Below are 15806 nucleotides of genomic sequence, written 5' to 3'. Positions count from 1 at the left end.
CCACGCCCACGGCGAACTCCTCGTCCATGACACCGCCCGGGACCTTTGGTGGTACCCCGACGCCGACCTGACCCCACGCACCCAGCCGCTCGGCGACCGCCGCCACCGCGTCGTGCTCACCGGCGAGACAGCCATCGACCCCCTCACCCTGGCCGGCGGCCGACCGATGGAACCCGGCACCCACATCGTGTGGGCCAGTGCCCAACTCCTCGGCGTCGGCCGCAGGGCGCGGGTGACACGCGGCGACGAGGCAACGGGCGTCGCCGCACCGGACCTCGGTCTCGGCGCGGGCCTCGGCCTCGGCTTCGGCGCGGTCAAAGTCGGCACCCCACCCCACCTGGTGATCCCGGCCTGGGGCGGCTCGGCCGGCCAACTCCGCCTCTCCGTCCGCCCACCGGGCCAGGCCACGCTCCCGCACCGCCTCTACCTGCGCACCACCTCGGCCCCACCCCTGCGCCGGGCGGCCCGCACGGTCCTGCACCGCCTCCCGCCGGACGTCCGCGGCCGCGCGAAGCAACTGGCACGCAGGGCGGACCCTTGGAGCGGCGGCTGACAGGGCCGAAGGACCATCCGGAACGGCTCTCCCACATGACCTGTCGGTGTGCGAGATGACCAGTGGTATTCGCCCACGCCCGAAACGCGTGGCGTGGGCCGCGAGACGCCGCTGACCATGGGGTGCCGCCGGAGCAAGGGCTCCGGCGGTACACCCACGGGAGAGACATGAATCCGCTGAAGCCGAAGAATCCGCTGAGCCCCCGCCGAACCACATTCGCTCTGGGACTGGTCGCCGCGTCCCTGTTCACGACGGCCATGGCCACCCCGTCGGTCGCCGCGCCCGCAGAAGCACCCTCCGCGCAGGCGGCGGACAGCCGGACCGATGGCAAGTACTGCACCATCGTCGTGGAACCGGTCAAGTCCGGCGAGCAGGCCTCCCGGGTGAAGAGCCGGACCTGTTCCGACACCAGGACGGCGGCGGCCGCCCGCAGCAGCCAGACCCTGCTCATGACCTGGTACGAGCACGCCGCGTACGGCGGCGGCAGCACCGACGTGTACGGGGACTACGGTCCTTGCGACGCGGACGGCTACGTCCTGAGCACCGGCCTGTGGCGCTATTCGATCTCCTCGTTCATCACCTACAACAATTGCGACGGCCAGCAGGCCGTCCTCAACGACGGCCAGAGTGCCGTCTACTACTACGGGTTCGGCACGCCGAACGTAGGTGCCCGAGCGAACGACAACATCGGCTGGTTCAAGGTCTGGGACGCCCTGTAGACCAACACGGCGACATACCGCGCCTCGGGCTCGAACGATGAGTTCAGGCGGCGGATCGGGTCTGCCCTTGCATGACTCGAATCATCGCTGACATCTCGGTCTCCCTCGACGGCTTCGTCACCGGGCCCGACCCCAGTCCGGACGACGGGCTCGGCGTCGGTGGCGAGGCCCTGCACACATGGGCGTTCTCCGACGACCCCGACGACCGCCGCCTCCTGCAGGAGGGGACCGCGCGCTCGGGTGCCGTCGTGCTGGGCCGCCGCCTCTTCGACATCGTCGACGGGCCGAAGGGCTGGGACGACACGTCGGGCTACGGCGCCGGTGAGGTCGGCAAGCCCGCCTTCGTCGTCGTGACCAGCTCCCCGCCGGAGTCGGTGCGCACCACCGACCTCGACTGGACCTTCGTCACCACCGGTCTGGCCGACGCCGTCGCCGCCGCGCGTGAGCGGGCCGAGGCGGCCTCCTCAGCAAGGGGCGAGGACCTCGACGTGATCCTCATGGGGGGCGGCGCCACGATCGGCTCGGCACTGGAAGCCGGGCTGGTCGACGAACTGACGCTGCACCTCGCGCCCGTCGTGCTGGGCGCCGGGACACCACTGTTCACCGGCGGAGCGCCCCGCACGCTGGTGCAGCGGAGCGTGGTCCCGACCTCCACAGCGACCCACCTCACCTACGACGTCTCCCGGTGATCCGATGACCACGGTCCAGGCTCACGGGACGGCCCTGGGCGTCGAGTCGTTCGGGGACGACTCCGGGCCCCTCCTCCTGCTCGCGGGCGGGACGACCATGCTCTCCTGGCCCGACGCCCTGTGCGAGCGCCTCGCCGCCGGCGGACGTCGTGTGGTGCGCTACGACCTGCGCGACAGCGGCGAGTCCACTACGACGGACCCGTCGACGCCCGATTACACCCTGCGCGACCTGGCCGCCGACGCGGCAGCCCTGGTCGACGTGCTCGGCGGCGGCCCCGCCCATCTCGCGGGGATCGGCGTCGGCGGAATGGTCGCCCAGGTCGCCGTGCTCGACCACCCCGGTGCCTTCTCGGCGCTCACCCTGGTCGGCACCCGCGAGGTCGCCCCCGGCCCGCCCGACGACGACCTCCCGGACCACGATCAGGCGACGATGAGCAGGCTGTTCGCGCGTCCGATGCCCGACTGGGCCGACCGCGAGGCGGTCGCGGAGTACGTCGCGGCCGGCGCGGACATCCTCGGCGACGACCCCGACGCGGCCCGCGCGACCGCCGCCCGTATCTGGGCCCGCACGCCCGGCACCAAAGCCCCGGTCCAGATGGCCAACCAGTTGGGCATGGTGTTCGCCAGGCTCGACTGCGCACCCCGCTGGCGCGAGCGCCTGCCCGAGATCGACGTCCCCACGCTCGTCGTCCACGGCCGCCGCAACCGCTTCTTCCCCGTCGGCAACGGGGAGGCGATCGCGCGCGAGATCCCCGGGGCACGGCTGCTCGTCCTGAAGGAGGCCGCCACGGCGATTCCCGACGGGGCGGTCGGCGAGCTGGCCGGAGCGATGCTCGGGCTCGGGTAGGGGAGGGGCCCTGAGGGCGCGGTCACCGTTCGGACACGCGGCCGCCGAGGCGAGCGTCGGCCAGTTTCCGCCCCGCCACGCGAGGCCGCCGGGGAAACACCTACGCACGCACTCCACCGCGAGCCATCACCCCAACGTCGTCTCCTCGCCGACGGACCGCTCACGGGCGGAGGCGACGACCAGGGCCGTGGCCGCGGCGTCCTGCACTGCCACGCCCACCGACTTGTAGAGGGTGATCTGGTCCGGTGTGGTGCGTCCCGGTCGGCTGCCGTTGATGAGTTCGCCCAGTTCGGCGTGCACGTGATCGGCGGTGATGACACCGTCGCGGATCGGCAGGAGCAGGTCGTTGCTGCCCGCGGGAAGCGGGGCGAGCACGGCCCGGCGCGATTCGACGCACACCAGTGCCTCGGCCACCGTGGCGTCGTCGACCTCGCGACCGGCCGGGTTGTACCCCACGGACGTGATGTGCACGCCGGGTGAGAGCCAGGCGCGGCGGATCACGGGTTCGACGGAGTGGGTCGTCGCGGCGGCGATGTCCGCGCCGTCGAGCGCCTCGGCGTAGCCGGACACGGCCCGGACCTCGCCCTCCACCAGGCCGGCGAGCTCCGCGGCCAGTGCGGCCGCCCTCGCCGGGTCGCGACCCGCGACGCGGATCTCCCGGATGGGGCGGACCCGGCAGATCGCGCGGGCGTGGGACCTGGCCTGCACCCCGGTGCCCAGCACCGCCAGCACGGTGGCGTCCTCGCGGGCCAGCAGCCGCGCGGACAGCGCGGAGCAGGCGCCGGTGCGGGCCGCGGTGATGGCCGTACCGTCCAGCAGGGCCGTGGGCTCACCGGTGTCCGGGTCGAACGCCACGATCAGCGCCTGGTGGGTGGGCAACCGGACGCCGTCGTTGTGCGGAAACAGGGACACCAGCTTGGTCATGAGGATCCCGGCCGAGGGCAGGAACCCCGGCATGGCCGCCAGGAAGCCATCCCGTTCGGGCACCAGGGCGGCGACCCGGTCGGGTACCGAGGCCCGGCCCGCACTGAGATCGGCCATCGCGAGGGCCAGGGCGTCGATCAGCGAATCCATGTCGAGCAGGGCCTCGACCTGCGAGCGACCCAGAACAAGCATGCGTCTCACCCTTCTGATGCCGGTCGTACGGCCGACGACCGCACATCGGAAGCGTCAACCGTGGCCCCTGATCGTCCGGGCTTCGACACGCCGCCACCCCTGCGGCGATCTCACCCACTCCTCCCGACGACGCATTCGAGTCAACAAAAAGGAGGCCGTGTGAATTTCGGCCAGAATTGACGCCGAATTCGCTGGCAAATCCTTTCTTCGACGAGCAGATCTTGAATATGTCCTGAACTCGGTCATACGAAAAATCAGCCCGCATTTTCCCGCGATCTGCGCGCACGATCCTGACACGCTTATGGCGGCGCGGACGGCCGAAGCGGCGGTCGCGTCGAAGCCTTCGTAGTCGATCGGAAAGAGGAAGTAATGCGCACTTCTCTGACCAGGGCACTCGTCGTCGCGAGCGCGGTCGTCGGCATCGCCGCCGGAGGTCTCGCGACGGCGAGCGTGAGCGTGGCGGCTCCGCAGCATGCCACCAGTCTTGCGGCCAGCAGCCGGCCTGCCTCGGTCCTCGCGGTCAACAACCTCGGCCTGAACACCGCTCGGGCCAAGAACTGGCAGAGCTGCCTGAACGCCTGGGGCTTCAACGCCGGCACCGAGGACGGACAGCTCGGCACCAATAGCTGGAAGGCGGCCCAGCGGATGCTCAACGCCTGGGGCTACAACGCCGGCGCCGAGGACGGGGTCGTCGGGCCCAACACGATCACGGCGCTGCAGAAGTTCCTGAACGCCGTCGGTGAGAACGCCGGAACCCCCGACGGGATCGCCGGGACCCAGACCAGGGCCGCGTTCTGGAATTACAACGCCACTGGCTGCTGAGCCGATCCCGCACATCTCGTCGGGCTGGTCGGGTGGGTGGCGGAACCACTCGACCAGCCCGGCTTCCATTCCGGCGGGACGAGCGCGGGACGAGCGCGGAATGAGCACCTGATCACCGAGTCCAGGAGTCGGCATGGCGCGCTGAGCGACACCGCCCGGCCAGGGCGCGGCATGGGAGCAGGGCTCACCGTGCGGCCGTAGCCGCGCCGTCACGACCAGACGGTGGCCTGTGCCCGGAAGACCTCGGGATCGCTCTCCACGGGCAGCACGCAGACCAGTTGCCCACCGGGCACCCGCAGCACATGACACTCCTGCCACTGCGCGATCCGCTCCGCGCCCAGCGCGATCAGGCGGGCGGTCTCCGCCTCGACGTCGTCGGTCTCGATGTCCAGGTGCATCCGGGGTGCGTCGTCGACGGCCTGAACGGCGGTGACCAGTCCCGGCAGGGCCTGGTGGAGGGTGGTGAACTGCGGTTCCGGCGGAAACGGCCGGGCCTCTACGCCGAGGGCCGCAGACCAGAAGTCCGCTGCCCGCGCGGCCTCGGCTTCGGGCGTGTCGATGATGACCGCGTAGACACGGCTGCGGTGCACGTTCGGTGACCTTCCGTCAGAGGGTGCGGATCGTCGTACGGGCGCGCGTCACCGTCGTTCGACGGCTCCGGACCGGCCTCAGGGCTTGCGGGCGAGGCCGGCGGCGATGAGGTGCTCCCAGACCGTGAGTTCCCGCGGTCCGTCCTCGTCCCAGGGGGTGTCGACCTGGTCCGGACGCCACAGGGGAGCGGCGACGATGCCCGGGTCCAGGATCTCCAGGCCGTCGAGGAGGGCGGCGATCTCCGCGTCGGTACGCCACCGGCCGCGACCGAACGTCTGCTGGAGGACCTTCTCGGCCTCCTGCGTCTCCGGGTTGTTGCCGGAGCGGAAGTGGCTGACGAAGAAGTAGCTCCCGGAAGGCACGTGCTCGCGCCAGTAGCGGACGAGGCCGGCCGGGTCCTCGTCGTCGTTGACGTGGTGGAGGATGGCGCTGAACATCACGGCGACGGGACGGCTGAAGTCGATCAGGTCCAGGGTGTCGGGGTGGGTGCGGACGGCCTCGGGATCGCGTACGTCGACCGCCACGACCCGGGTCCGCTCGTCCTTCTCCAGCAGCGCACGTCCGTGGACCAGGACCTGGGGGTCGATGTCGACGTAGACGACCCGGGCGTCGGGGGCGTGCCGTTGCGCGACCTGGTGGACGTTGTCGGCGGTCGGCAGGCCGCTGCCCAGGTCGATGAACTGCTGGATGCCGGTCGTCCTGACGATCTCCCCGACCGCGCGGGTGAGGGCCGCGCGGTTGGCGAAGGCGATGGCCACCGAGCCGGGCAGGTCGCGCTTGAACACGTCGCCGATCTCTCGGTCGACGGCGTAGTTGTCCTTGCCGCCCAGCAGGTAGTCGTACACGCGGGCGATGCTCGGCTTGGACGGGTCGATGGTGGAGCCTTCGTACGTCATGCCCGCCATTTTCCCCGCAACCTCCGCCGCTGACCACGGTTTTGAGATCCCCGAACCGCCTCGGGTGCAGGTGGGCCGGTTTTGCCGCCCTGGGTGAAGGGTTCGGAGGTTGGCCGGCGGCGACGGGTCCTATGGCTGGCAGCCGAGGTGGGCGTGCCAGGGGCACAGGGTGCTGGTGGTGATCACGGTGCTCTTGCGGTTCAGGGGGTGGGGTCGCAGCCGGCAGCGACCGATGATCAACGGTCCCACCTGCCGTGATCACCACGTCCGCTCGTCCGCCCACCGGCCCGGAACGGCGCCCGTGAGAAGTCCCCGCTCGATGTCCGTCGTCGGGTGGGGTGATGTTGCCGCTTCGGGGCATTCGGGAGGTAACACGTCAGCTCACACCAGGAGGCACGTCATGATCGCGCTCGGCATCATCCTGCTTGTTGTCGGTTTCCTCACCGGCATATCGATCCTGTGGACCCTCGGCATCATCCTGGCCGTCGTGGGAGCCGTCTTCTGGGTCATGGGGTCCATGGGGCACGCGGTCGCCGGCCGTCGCCACTACTGGTGACCGGGTCTGACCTGGAACGGCGTCTGACGCGGGGCCTGCCCTACGAGGGCAGGGCCGTCTCAGCCGTACGGTCTCGGCGGCTGCGTCTGCCGAGGGAGGAACCTTCTGATGCCCGGGCCCCTGGTCCGGGCATCAAGGGTTGACGGCAGGCAAGGGTTGGCGGCAGGCAGCGAAACCGGCCGCGGAGATCACGTGGGTGCCCGGTTCAGCGCGGCCCCACCCGGCACGCAGGTGGGGCCGAACCACCGGGGTCGGTGCCTACTGGTAGCAGGGATTCCCGCACAGGACGGTGACAGTTCCCTCGTGGGTGTCCGGCGCGGCCGGGACGGCCGGGACCCGGCTGGTCTCCCAGGGCATCGGCGCCGCCATCGCGGGCGCGCCCACGGCGCCCAGGGCGGTCGCGGCCAGGAACACGACGGTGATCGCGCGCTTGCGCAGGTTCATTGGTTCCCCCATTGGTCGTTGGTCGGTGCTCTTCGGGACGTGGATCGGTGCTAGTGGGCCCTGATGGTCACGTGCTGAGCCGGTGGGTGACCGGCGGCCAGGACGGAGCAGCAGCCGAGCAGCAACAGTGCGATCAGTGCGGCCTTGACGGCACGCCCCATGTGATTCCCCCTGGTCGTTCAACGCTGGTGAAGACGGTGCCACGCGCTCGCACGGCCCGCTATGTTTTCGATCCTCTTCGAAACGTCGTCCCGGTGCCGGCCAGCAGGTTGAGGGCCAGTGACGTGGCCGTGTGCTCCACGTGCTTGCCGTCCCGCCTGCTGACGATGAGTCCTGCCCCGCGCAGGACGCCTATCTGGTAGCTCGCACTGGCCGGTGCGAGTTCGAGGGCGTGCGCGACCTCGGTGGTGGTGCGGGCGGGATGTCCCGCCACGTCGACGAGGACCGCGCTCCTGGTCCGCCCGAGCAGCCGGTCCAGCCGCTCCTCGCCTGCCCGGGCGATGTCGAGCGGCTGCTTCCTGATCGGGTAGACGAGCACCGGATCGAGCGCGGGGTCAGCCAGGGCCGTGGGTCTGCGCCAGCAGAAGTACGACGGCACGAGAGTCAACCCCCGCCCCTCCAGACGCAGTTCGCGGTCGACGGGATAGTCGACGTCCAGATACGGCGGGTTCCAGCGGGCATAGGGCTCCAGGCCCTCCAGAAGGGCGGCGGTGCCGCCGTCGAGGACGGCCCGGGTGCGCACGGACACGTCGTCCCCCACGGCCGAACGGACATGGCGCCAGTAGGGGTCCAGGAACGCCCGGAACGAGGCCCGGAGGGCGTCGGACACCAGTTTCAGCGAGGAGGTGGTCCGTTCGTGGGGGCCGCGCATCCAGCCCGGCACCGGCCGGGCGGAGGCGAAGCGGGTCAGTTCCGCGGTCAATCGGTCACGGGGTGTCGCCCGCACCCGGTCGAGTCCCGCCTCCAGGCATTCGCCTGTGACGGGAGGTGTCAGGAAGTCGGGGATGTAGCCGGTGGCGGGGATGACGGTGCGCAGGGTGCCCAGGGCGTGGGAGGCCCTGCGGTCTCGCGACAGCCGCTGAACCGTCTCGCGACGCCAGTGACCGAACTCGACGATCCCCTGCCGGCTCTGGAGGCGGCAGACGGCGCACATCAACTCCCACAGTGGATCGGGTTGTTGCGCGATCCGGACGTTCTCCAGATCGCTCCAGCCGAAGTGGATACGTAGCAAGTGACTCCTTGAGAGGGGCGGTGTGGACGGTCGAATCGGAGAAGGGCTGACCGTGGGGCCGGGCCGGTCACGCCTGAAGCGCCCGGTGCTGTGACGCCCAGGGTGAGCACGGCGGACCGAACGGCGCACCGGACGCGGCACGTTCGACGCCGGGAGCCGGAACGAGCTACGGATGGCGGGGATCACCGCGGCGGACAATCTCGGCGTCGTAGGGACCTGCTGTCACCGCACTCGACGAGGGCACGGTCAGGATCACGGCCGTCCTCACCCCCGTGCACCGCCGCGTCCGCCTTCCTCCAGCGGGCCGGATCCGCAGGACAGGCAGAGCCCGCCGGGAAGCGTCCGGCTCGTCCTGATCCGTCGGCCAGGTAGGCCCCATAGATCCTGATGGAGCGGGCCTGCCAGGGATAGCCCGGAGGGAGAAGAGGATGACGGTCTTGTCGATAACCTTTCGTTTATGAGTACCGGTGGCGGATCCAGTGGCAAGCGGGAGCCGAGTCTGCACCAACTCCGGCTGTTTCTGGTCCTGTCCGAGGAACTGCACTTCGGGCGCGCGGCAGCCCGGGTCTACGTCACCCAGCCCGCGTTCAGCCAGCAGATCAGGTCCCTGGAACAGCGCCTCGGTGTCGTACTCGTCGAGCGCCGCGGCCGTAGTGTGCGGCTCACGGCGGTGGGCCGGTCCGTTGCCGAGGAGGCCGGTGCGGTGGTCGACGCCATGAGCCGACTGCGCCAGGCAGCCGACCGCCATGCCGGCGCGGCGCGCGGGCTCCTGCGGATCGGCAGCCTCGGTGCGGAGGCCGCCATGCCGTACGCCCAGGCCATCCTCGCCGACCTCCGCGGCCGTCACCCCGACCTGGAGATCGAGGTGCGCAATCTGACCTTCCTCGACATGTTCAGCACGCTGCTCAGCGGGGAGGTCGACGCCGCCTTCCTCCGCGGGCCTCTGCCCGCCGGTGTCCAGTCCCTGCACCTGGCGTCCGAGGCGCGGGTGGTCTGTCTGTCCGAGGACGATCCGCTCGCCGACCGGGAGACGCTGACGCTCGATCACCTCGCCGATCGCACGGTCGTCGACATGCCGCCGGAGGTGCCCCGCTCGTGGTGGAACCACCTGACGGTCAACCCACGCCCCGACGGCACCAGGGTCCGCTTCGGCCCTGTCGTCAGGGACACCGAGGCCATGGTGCTCGCCGTCACCCAGGGGCGGGCGATCACGTTCCTGCCGGCCGCGGCCCGCCGCCTGTACCCGCGCGCGGGCCTCACCTACGTCGACTGCCCTGAGTTGGGTCTCTCGACGGCCGAACTCGCCTGGCTGCCCGACAACCGCGACCAACCAGCCGTCGCCGCCCTGCGCGAGGCAGCCCGCCGGACCGTGCGGGGGCACAGCCCGGTTCCCGACCCCGCGTCCGACGCGTGACGCGGCGCGGGACCGATCCCGTTCACCGAAGGCCAAGGTGGCGCACGGGCGCCGCGGTTACCCTCGGCGCGTGATGCAACGGTGGAAAGGCCACGTAATCCGCCACCCCCTGTGGGGCGCCGTCGAGTTCACGCTCGCCTGGCATGTCGTACTGGTGCTGTTCGCCAAGGAGATCCTGCCTCCCCTGGCCCCGTCCTGGTTCCCCGACTTGGGCGCCACCGTGGTCAACGCGGTCTGCTTCGCGGCCGTTTGGGCCGTCCTGTGGCGGTGGGGATGGCTGCGCGTGAGCGGGGTCGCCGTACCGGGCCGGCTCCGGCGCTGGTGGCTGGCTCTGCCGATGCTGGCCGTGGCCTGCGCGTACGCCGTGCAGGGCGTCGAGGGACGTACGACCGTGCTCGTCAGCAGTCTGGTCTCACTGCTGTGGGTGGGCCTCAACGAGGAGATCCTCAGTCGCGGCCTGGTGCAGCAGGTCCTCACCCCGCTCGGTGCGCTGCGGGCGGCGATCGGCGTCGGCTTCCTGTTCGGCGTCGGCCACGTCCAGAACTACCTGTTCTTCGGCGCCCCGTTGGACGACACGCTGTGGCAGATGCTGTCCGCCGGCCTGTTCGGCTTCACCTGCGCGGGGCTGCGGTACTCGATCGGCTCGGTCTGGCCGATGGTCGCCGTGCACGCGCTGGACGACTTCTTCCAGATCCGTTCGCCGGGCTCGGCTCCGGACTGGTGGCAGGTGTCCGTGTACGTCTTCCACGCCGCCTACGGAGTGTGGCTGCTGCGGCGCTACGGCACCGGGGACGCCCGTACGGACCCCGACGAGCGCCCTGAGCCGGCGAGGGCGCTCGACTGACCAGCGGCTCGCGAGGTCGGTGCACATGGCGAGGCCCGGCAGCCCGAGAAGCGGGATGCCGGGCCTCGCCGCGCGAAGCGCGATCAGACGGGGCGGATGTTCTCCGCCTGCGGGCCCTTCTGGCCCTGGGTGACGTCGAACTCGACGGTCTGACCCTCATGCAGCTCGCGGAAACCCTGGGCGGCGATGTTCGAGTAGTGGGCGAAGACGTCGGGGCCGCCACCCTCCTGCTCGATGAAACCGAAGCCCTTCTCGCTGTTGAACCACTTGACAGTGCCCTTGGCCATAGCCGTCTCCTTCGAGGGAAACCGGGCCCGCACCTTGCGTACCCGGAGGTGATCGCCCTGGTCCGGAGAGGTGTGTTACACGCAAGAACGCCCGTGACGGCGATCACGGGCGAACGGGACTTCGGAACCACGACTGCTGAATCATGACGCTACACCCGGCAGGTGTCTGCCGCTACTGAGGGCACGCCCGAGTCACCACTCGACCGGCCGCGTTGCCGACGCGGAGGTTCGGTGTTAGGACGCGGTTCCAGGACGGCGCCGACCGTGTCCGCGGGGGCCGGGACACCCGTCGACGCGGCCGGTCAGTAGTACTGGACCAGGCAGAACTCGTGGTCCTCGGGATCCGCCACCACGACGACCACGCCTTCGTCGTAGTCGTGCCGTTCGCCGGTGAAGCGGCCGCCGAGCGCGAGGACCTGGGCGATGCCCTGGTCGATGTCGTCGACCCCGACGTCGAGGTGCAGGCGTACTTTGGCGCGTTTCGGCTCGGTCACCGGCTGGAAGTTCAGGCGCGGTTGGGGGTCGCCGGGGCGGCCGAGGTAGACCCAGCCGGGGCGGGCCGGCATGGTCGGGCGGTCCAGCAGCGCGCTCCAGAACTCCGCGGTCCGTTCCACGTCCACGCAGTCGATGGTGACGCCGATCCAGCGGTTCGTCATGCCGTCAGTTCTCCTGTGTCGTAGGGCCCGTGGGCCTCGTAGGCTCCGTGAGCCTCGCAGAGTTCGCGGGGCGACGGGGCGACGGCTCGGGGTCCCGCCGTGCGGCAGTGGGGGAGGCCGGGGGCGGCGCCGCGCCGTGAGCCGGGCTCGGGGCTGTCCGGCGAACGCGTCGCTGGGCGAGTTCCGTGGCCGCCTCGGCGGGGGTGGTCCGACGCGTCCGGGCCATGTCGAAGACCTCGCGGAGCGTCGCCGCGATGCCGGAGAGGCGTTCGGTGAGCTGGTCCTCGGACTCCCCGCGCAGCTCGACACCGGTGGCGTGGATGACCCCTCCCGCGCTCACCACCACGTCCGGTGCCCAGAGGATGCCGCGGTCGGCGAGGAGGCGGGCGGTGGCCGGTTCGTCGAGCTGGTTGTTGGCCGGGCCCGCGACGGCGGCGCACCGCAGCAGCGGCACGGTGCGTGCGGTCAGGAGGCCACCGAGCGCGGCCGGCACGAGGATGTCGACCTCCGCCGTGAGGGCATCATCGGGCTCCACCCAGGTCGCCCCCGTCTCCTCGGCGAGCCGGCGGGCGGCGGGGTCGATGTCCGTCACGACCAGCCGGGCTCCGGCACGGCTCAGCAGCCGGGCCACGTGCCCGCCGACCGCGCCGAGGCCGATGATCCCGACAGTCCGGCCCGCCAGCTCCGGTGAGCCGAAGGCCTCGTCGGCGACCGCGCCCAGTGCCGCGAGGGTTCCGCGGGCGGTGTGGACGGAGGAGTCGCCGCTGCCGCCGTCCTCGACGGGGCGGCAGCAGACATGCGCGGTGCGCTCGCCGATCACGGTCATGTCGACCGGGGCGCTCCCCACGTCCGGACCGGCGATGTAGCGGCCGCCGAGCAGTTCGATCGCGTCGCCGACGTCGTGGAGCAACGCCGTGCGCTCCGCGCCGGTCGGCCGTGTCGCGGTGGGCAGGGCGACGACCGTCTTCGCGCCGCCGTGGCCCAGTCCGGCCAGCGCGTTCTTCTCCGTCATGGCCGCCGCCAGCCGCATGGCGTCCGCGATCGCGGCGGCAGGGGCGGGGTAGTGGGCGATGCGGCAGCCGCCGGCGGCGGGGCCGAGCGCGGTCGAGTGGACCGCGATGGTGATCGCGAGGCCACTGCGACCGCCGCGCACGACCTGCACCAGCTCGTGCGTGGGCTCCGGGACGTCCAGGTCCATGGCTTCCACAAGTGCGGCTGTCATGCGGTGAAGCTAGCCGTTCCGACAAAGGTGCTGACGGCTGACCGAACGAAATTCGGTGGAGTCGGCATAATCACCGCATGGACGAACTTGATTCGGCGATCATCGAGCATCTCCAGCGCGATGCGCGGCAGACCAACCGCGACCTGGCCCGCACCCTCGGCATCGCCCCGTCGACCTGCCTGGAACGCATCCGCGCCCTGCGCGCCCGCGGAGTCATCACCGGCTACCACGCCGCCGTCGAACCGGCCGCCCTCAACCGGCACGTCCAGGCACTCGTCCACTTCCAGATCCGCCCCCTCAGCCGCGCCGTCATCGAGGCGTTCAAGACCTACGCGGCCGGCCTGCCCGAGGTCAGCACGGTCTACGTCGTCACCGGCGGCGACGACATGATCGTGCACGTCTCCGCGCCCAGCGTCGACTACCTGCACGGATTCCTCATGGACAAGTTCACCGCCCGCCGCGAGGTCGTCGGATTCCGCACCTCGGTGATCTACCAGCACACCCACAACCAGGTGCTGGCACCCCTCACGCCCTGACCCGCGCCGCCTACACTCCACCCGTAGGAGATACTGGGCAGCAAGACGTGGCAACCAGGGGTGACGGGGTGGACAGTGCAGGAGAGGCGGACGCGCCGTCGGCATCGCCGGGGCCGCCCACGGGGCTGCGCGTGCTGCCGCTGACGGACCGGCCGGGCTGGCAGGCGGCCGGAGAGGTCAGCCTGCTCACGCGCCCGGCCTGGGAACAGACGCTGTGCCGCCTTGCCCGGAGCGACGAAGAGACATGCCACTTGGAACTTTCCGCGGTCACCTTCGTCGACGTCGCCGGCGTCTCCGCCCTGGCGATGACCGCCCAGGGCCTTCCGCTCGGACGCCGCATCGTGCTTGAGGAGCCGCCTGCCACCCTGCGGCGCGTTCTGGACCTGTTCTGGCCGGACCTGCTCACTGTCGAGGTGATGGGGCGATGACGATGCCCGGCACCGAACCGTTCGTTCACCCTGCCTTGTTCTACCGGGGCGAGACCGAGTACTTGCAGGGCACGGTGCCCTTCATCCGCGACGGCCTGGAGGCCGGGGAACCGGTGGCGGTGGCCGTACCCGGGTCCAACCTCGCCCTTCTCAAGGCGGCCCTGGGTGACGACGTCGCCCATGTGCAGTTCCTCGACATGACCGAGGCCGGGCGCAACCCCGGACGCATCATCCCCAGGGTGCTGCGCGCCTTCGCGGACACCCACCGCGAGAAGCGGGTGCGGATCATCGGCGAGCCGATCTGGGCGGGCCGCAGCACCGTGGAGTACCCGGCGTGCGTCCAGCACGAGGCCCTGATCAACCCGGCGTTCGAGGGGCGGGACGTCACCATCCTGTGTCCCTACGACGCCGACAGCCTCGACGAGCAGGCGCTCACCGACGCGTACGAGACGCACCCCGTGGTCATCTCCGGGGGCAGGGAGCGGCTCAGCACGGCCTACGCCCCCGAGGACGTCGTCGCGCGCTACAACCAGCCCCTGGAGCAGCCGGCGGCGGCCGAGGAGTTCGTCTTCCAGGCCGGCCAACTGCCGAGAGCCCGTCAGTTCGCGGTCGAGCACGCCATGCGGTTCGGTCTCTCCGGGATCCAACTGGAGGACGTGGCCCTGATCGTGGCCGAGCTGACCACCAACAGCGTGGTGCACGGCGGCGGTTCGGGCACCCTGCGGCTGTGGGCCGAGGAAGACCACGTGGTGTGCGAGGTGCACGACCACGGCCGCCTGAACGATCCGCTCGCCGGCCGCCGCCCACCCGCACGGGAGACGCTCGGCGGCCGGGGCCTGTTGCTGGTGCACACCCTCGCCGACCTGGTACGCATACACACCAGCCCGGAGGGCACGGCAGTTCGCTGCTACATCGGCCGCCACTGATTCGTGCCGCGGACGGCCGCATGACGCTCAGCTCCCCGGCGGCCACACGGACGCCGGGGGCACCTCCCGTCAGTCGCCGCTCGTCACTGCGAGCCCGCCGCCACCAGCCTCGCGTTGATGGGTTCGAGCTCGGTCACCAGCTCGTCGAGTTCGGCGGGGGACAGGGCGTCGTACGGCGGGGCCGCGAGTTCGTCGGTGAGGGCCTCTACGTGTCGCTTGGTCTCGCGACCGGCGTCGGTGAACCGGCCGTCGGCGTCGACGAGTCCGCGCTCGCGCAGACCCTCCATGACCGCCGCCAGCCGCTTCTTCGGCAGGTGGTGGATGCGCCCGAACGACTCCGGCGGATGGATGCCCATGTCCAGCGCCGAGAGCACATGGGCCTCCGTGCCGCCGATGCGCGCGCCGACGAGGGCGGCGACATGCCCGTCACCGCGGTGCTCGCGCAGCATGGTCGCGGAGTGCCACAGCCGGGCCACCGGGTCGCTCGGCACCGGAAGGGTACGCATCCCGGCGTACATCACCCGGCCCTCGACGGGCGCGTGCGTCGCGGCTTCGGTGGTCAAGTCGGCGGCGCGCACCAGACCGGGGGAGTGGGCCAACTCGTCGCCGAGGATGCGCCGTAAGGAGGCCGCGCTGCCGCGTTCCCGCGCGGCGACGGACTCCTCGGGCGGGATCTTCTCCCACGCGCTCGGGATGTGCCGGGCCACCTCACCGTCGGCGAAACTGTAGAAGGCCGCGTGCACGACCTCCGCCGGCACCCGTCCCAGCGGTGCGGCGCGGCTGGCGAAGTAGCCGTCCCAGTAGGTGCGGTGGCCGAGGGCGGCCAGCTCTTCGTTGCACTCGTCGGCGAAGTACGTGACCAGGCAGATCGGTTCGAGGAGTTCGTGCATACGACGGGCGGTGTGGGTCATGGCGTCCATCATGCCCGCGGGTACGCCCCTGGAGGCGCTGTCGCGTGCGGGGGCCGAACGCAGTGCGGGGCCGTCCGGCGCGGCGCGTGTCGTCGGCGTAGGACGGCGGGGCGGTGAG

At 71.1% G+C, this 15806-nt stretch carries 19 protein-coding genes and 1 pseudogene; 11 read left to right on the top strand and 9 right to left on the bottom strand.

Annotated elements, in window-relative coordinates:
- The 4 genes and pseudogenes from ACZ66S_RS35190 to ACZ66S_RS35175 form a co-directional block, all read left to right on the top strand.
- Positions 1–553: pseudogene (locus tag ACZ66S_RS35190) on the top strand (glycosyltransferase family 2 protein); the annotation flags it as partial.
- A 167-nt stretch (positions 554–720) separates the two neighbouring features.
- A complete protein-coding gene (locus tag ACZ66S_RS35185; RefSeq protein ID WP_469905619.1) occupies positions 721–1272 on the top strand; it encodes a hypothetical protein in 552 nt (183 codons plus the stop codon).
- 71 nt (positions 1273–1343) lie between these two features.
- The gene (locus tag ACZ66S_RS35180) at positions 1344–1961 is read left to right on the top strand and encodes a dihydrofolate reductase family protein (RefSeq protein ID WP_469905618.1); all 618 of its coding nucleotides are present in this window, start codon (positions 1344–1346) and stop codon (positions 1959–1961) included.
- A gap of 4 nt (positions 1962–1965) precedes the next feature.
- Positions 1966–2808 carry an alpha/beta fold hydrolase gene (locus ACZ66S_RS35175; protein WP_469905617.1) on the top strand — a complete coding sequence of 281 codons (843 nt, stop codon included), beginning with the start codon at positions 1966–1968 and terminating at the stop codon, positions 2806–2808.
- A gap of 126 nt (positions 2809–2934) precedes the next feature.
- Here the strand turns inward: ACZ66S_RS35175 and ACZ66S_RS35170 are convergent, their stop codons facing one another.
- Positions 2935–3924, bottom strand: coding sequence for an ornithine cyclodeaminase family protein (locus ACZ66S_RS35170; RefSeq protein WP_469905616.1), 990 nt, complete (start codon positions 3922–3924; stop codon positions 2935–2937).
- Between the two features lie 369 nt (positions 3925–4293).
- Between ACZ66S_RS35170 and ACZ66S_RS35165 the strand changes: the two genes are divergently transcribed.
- Positions 4294–4746, top strand: coding sequence for a peptidoglycan-binding domain-containing protein (locus ACZ66S_RS35165; RefSeq protein WP_469905615.1), 453 nt, complete (start codon positions 4294–4296; stop codon positions 4744–4746).
- A 209-nt stretch (positions 4747–4955) separates the two neighbouring features.
- Here the strand turns inward: ACZ66S_RS35165 and ACZ66S_RS35160 are convergent, their stop codons facing one another.
- A complete protein-coding gene (locus ACZ66S_RS35160; RefSeq protein WP_469905614.1) occupies positions 4956–5336 on the bottom strand; it encodes a VOC family protein in 381 nt (126 codons plus the stop codon).
- A gap of 78 nt (positions 5337–5414) precedes the next feature.
- Complete coding sequence (locus tag ACZ66S_RS35155) at positions 5415–6233, bottom strand: SAM-dependent methyltransferase (protein ID WP_469905613.1); 819 nt, start codon at positions 6231–6233, stop codon at positions 5415–5417.
- Positions 6234–6633: 400 nt separating this feature from the next.
- Between ACZ66S_RS35155 and ACZ66S_RS35150 the strand changes: the two genes are divergently transcribed.
- The gene (locus ACZ66S_RS35150) at positions 6634–6789 is read left to right on the top strand and encodes a DUF6131 family protein (protein WP_148104231.1); all 156 of its coding nucleotides are present in this window, start codon (positions 6634–6636) and stop codon (positions 6787–6789) included.
- Positions 6790–7047: 258 nt separating this feature from the next.
- Here ACZ66S_RS35150 and ACZ66S_RS35145 read toward each other — a convergent pair whose 3' ends face one another.
- Positions 7048–7233 carry a hypothetical protein gene (locus ACZ66S_RS35145; RefSeq protein WP_469905612.1) on the bottom strand — a complete coding sequence of 62 codons (186 nt, stop codon included), beginning with the start codon at positions 7231–7233 and terminating at the stop codon, positions 7048–7050.
- A gap of 220 nt (positions 7234–7453) precedes the next feature.
- Complete coding sequence (locus tag ACZ66S_RS35140) at positions 7454–8464, bottom strand: ArsR/SmtB family transcription factor (protein WP_469905611.1); 1011 nt, start codon at positions 8462–8464, stop codon at positions 7454–7456.
- A gap of 457 nt (positions 8465–8921) precedes the next feature.
- Here ACZ66S_RS35140 and ACZ66S_RS35135 point away from each other — a divergent pair, with 457 nt between their 5' ends.
- Positions 8922–9878, top strand: coding sequence for a LysR family transcriptional regulator (locus ACZ66S_RS35135; RefSeq protein ID WP_469905610.1), 957 nt, complete (start codon positions 8922–8924; stop codon positions 9876–9878).
- A 73-nt stretch (positions 9879–9951) separates the two neighbouring features.
- Positions 9952–10722 carry a lysostaphin resistance A-like protein gene (locus ACZ66S_RS35130; protein WP_469905609.1) on the top strand — a complete coding sequence of 257 codons (771 nt, stop codon included), beginning with the start codon at positions 9952–9954 and terminating at the stop codon, positions 10720–10722.
- 83 nt (positions 10723–10805) lie between these two features.
- Here ACZ66S_RS35130 and ACZ66S_RS35125 read toward each other — a convergent pair whose 3' ends face one another.
- The 3 genes from ACZ66S_RS35125 to ACZ66S_RS35115 form a co-directional block, all read right to left on the bottom strand.
- Positions 10806–11009 carry a cold-shock protein gene (locus ACZ66S_RS35125; protein ID WP_053846898.1) on the bottom strand — a complete coding sequence of 68 codons (204 nt, stop codon included), beginning with the start codon at positions 11007–11009 and terminating at the stop codon, positions 10806–10808.
- 302 nt (positions 11010–11311) lie between these two features.
- Positions 11312–11665 (bottom strand): VOC family protein, encoded by a 354-nt coding sequence (locus ACZ66S_RS35120; protein WP_469905608.1) that lies wholly within the window; start codon positions 11663–11665, stop codon positions 11312–11314.
- Positions 11666–11669: 4 nt separating this feature from the next.
- Positions 11670–12887 carry a Glu/Leu/Phe/Val dehydrogenase family protein gene (locus ACZ66S_RS35115; protein WP_469905607.1) on the bottom strand — a complete coding sequence of 406 codons (1218 nt, stop codon included), beginning with the start codon at positions 12885–12887 and terminating at the stop codon, positions 11670–11672.
- Positions 12888–12964: 77 nt separating this feature from the next.
- Between ACZ66S_RS35115 and ACZ66S_RS35110 the strand changes: the two genes are divergently transcribed.
- From ACZ66S_RS35110 to ACZ66S_RS35100, 3 genes are all read left to right on the top strand, one after another.
- Positions 12965–13423: an Lrp/AsnC family transcriptional regulator gene (locus ACZ66S_RS35110; protein WP_469905606.1), complete on the top strand. Its 459-nt coding sequence runs from the start codon at positions 12965–12967 to the stop codon at positions 13421–13423.
- Between the two features lie 131 nt (positions 13424–13554).
- Complete coding sequence (locus tag ACZ66S_RS35105; RefSeq protein WP_469905605.1) at positions 13555–13851, top strand: STAS domain-containing protein; 297 nt, start codon at positions 13555–13557, stop codon at positions 13849–13851.
- The gene (locus ACZ66S_RS35100) at positions 13848–14777 is read left to right on the top strand and encodes an anti-sigma factor RsbA family regulatory protein (RefSeq protein WP_469905604.1); all 930 of its coding nucleotides are present in this window, start codon (positions 13848–13850) and stop codon (positions 14775–14777) included. Before ACZ66S_RS35105 ends, ACZ66S_RS35100 begins: the two co-directional genes overlap by 4 nt.
- Positions 14778–14860: 83 nt before the next feature.
- Here ACZ66S_RS35100 and ACZ66S_RS35095 read toward each other — a convergent pair whose 3' ends face one another.
- Complete coding sequence (locus ACZ66S_RS35095; protein ID WP_469905603.1) at positions 14861–15688, bottom strand: SCO6745 family protein; 828 nt, start codon at positions 15686–15688, stop codon at positions 14861–14863.
- Positions 15689–15806 lie beyond the last annotated feature (118 nt).

It is taken from the genome of Streptomyces sp. NPDC107471 (genome assembly GCF_055582845.1).
This window is presented reverse-complemented; position numbering and strand designations above follow the sequence as displayed.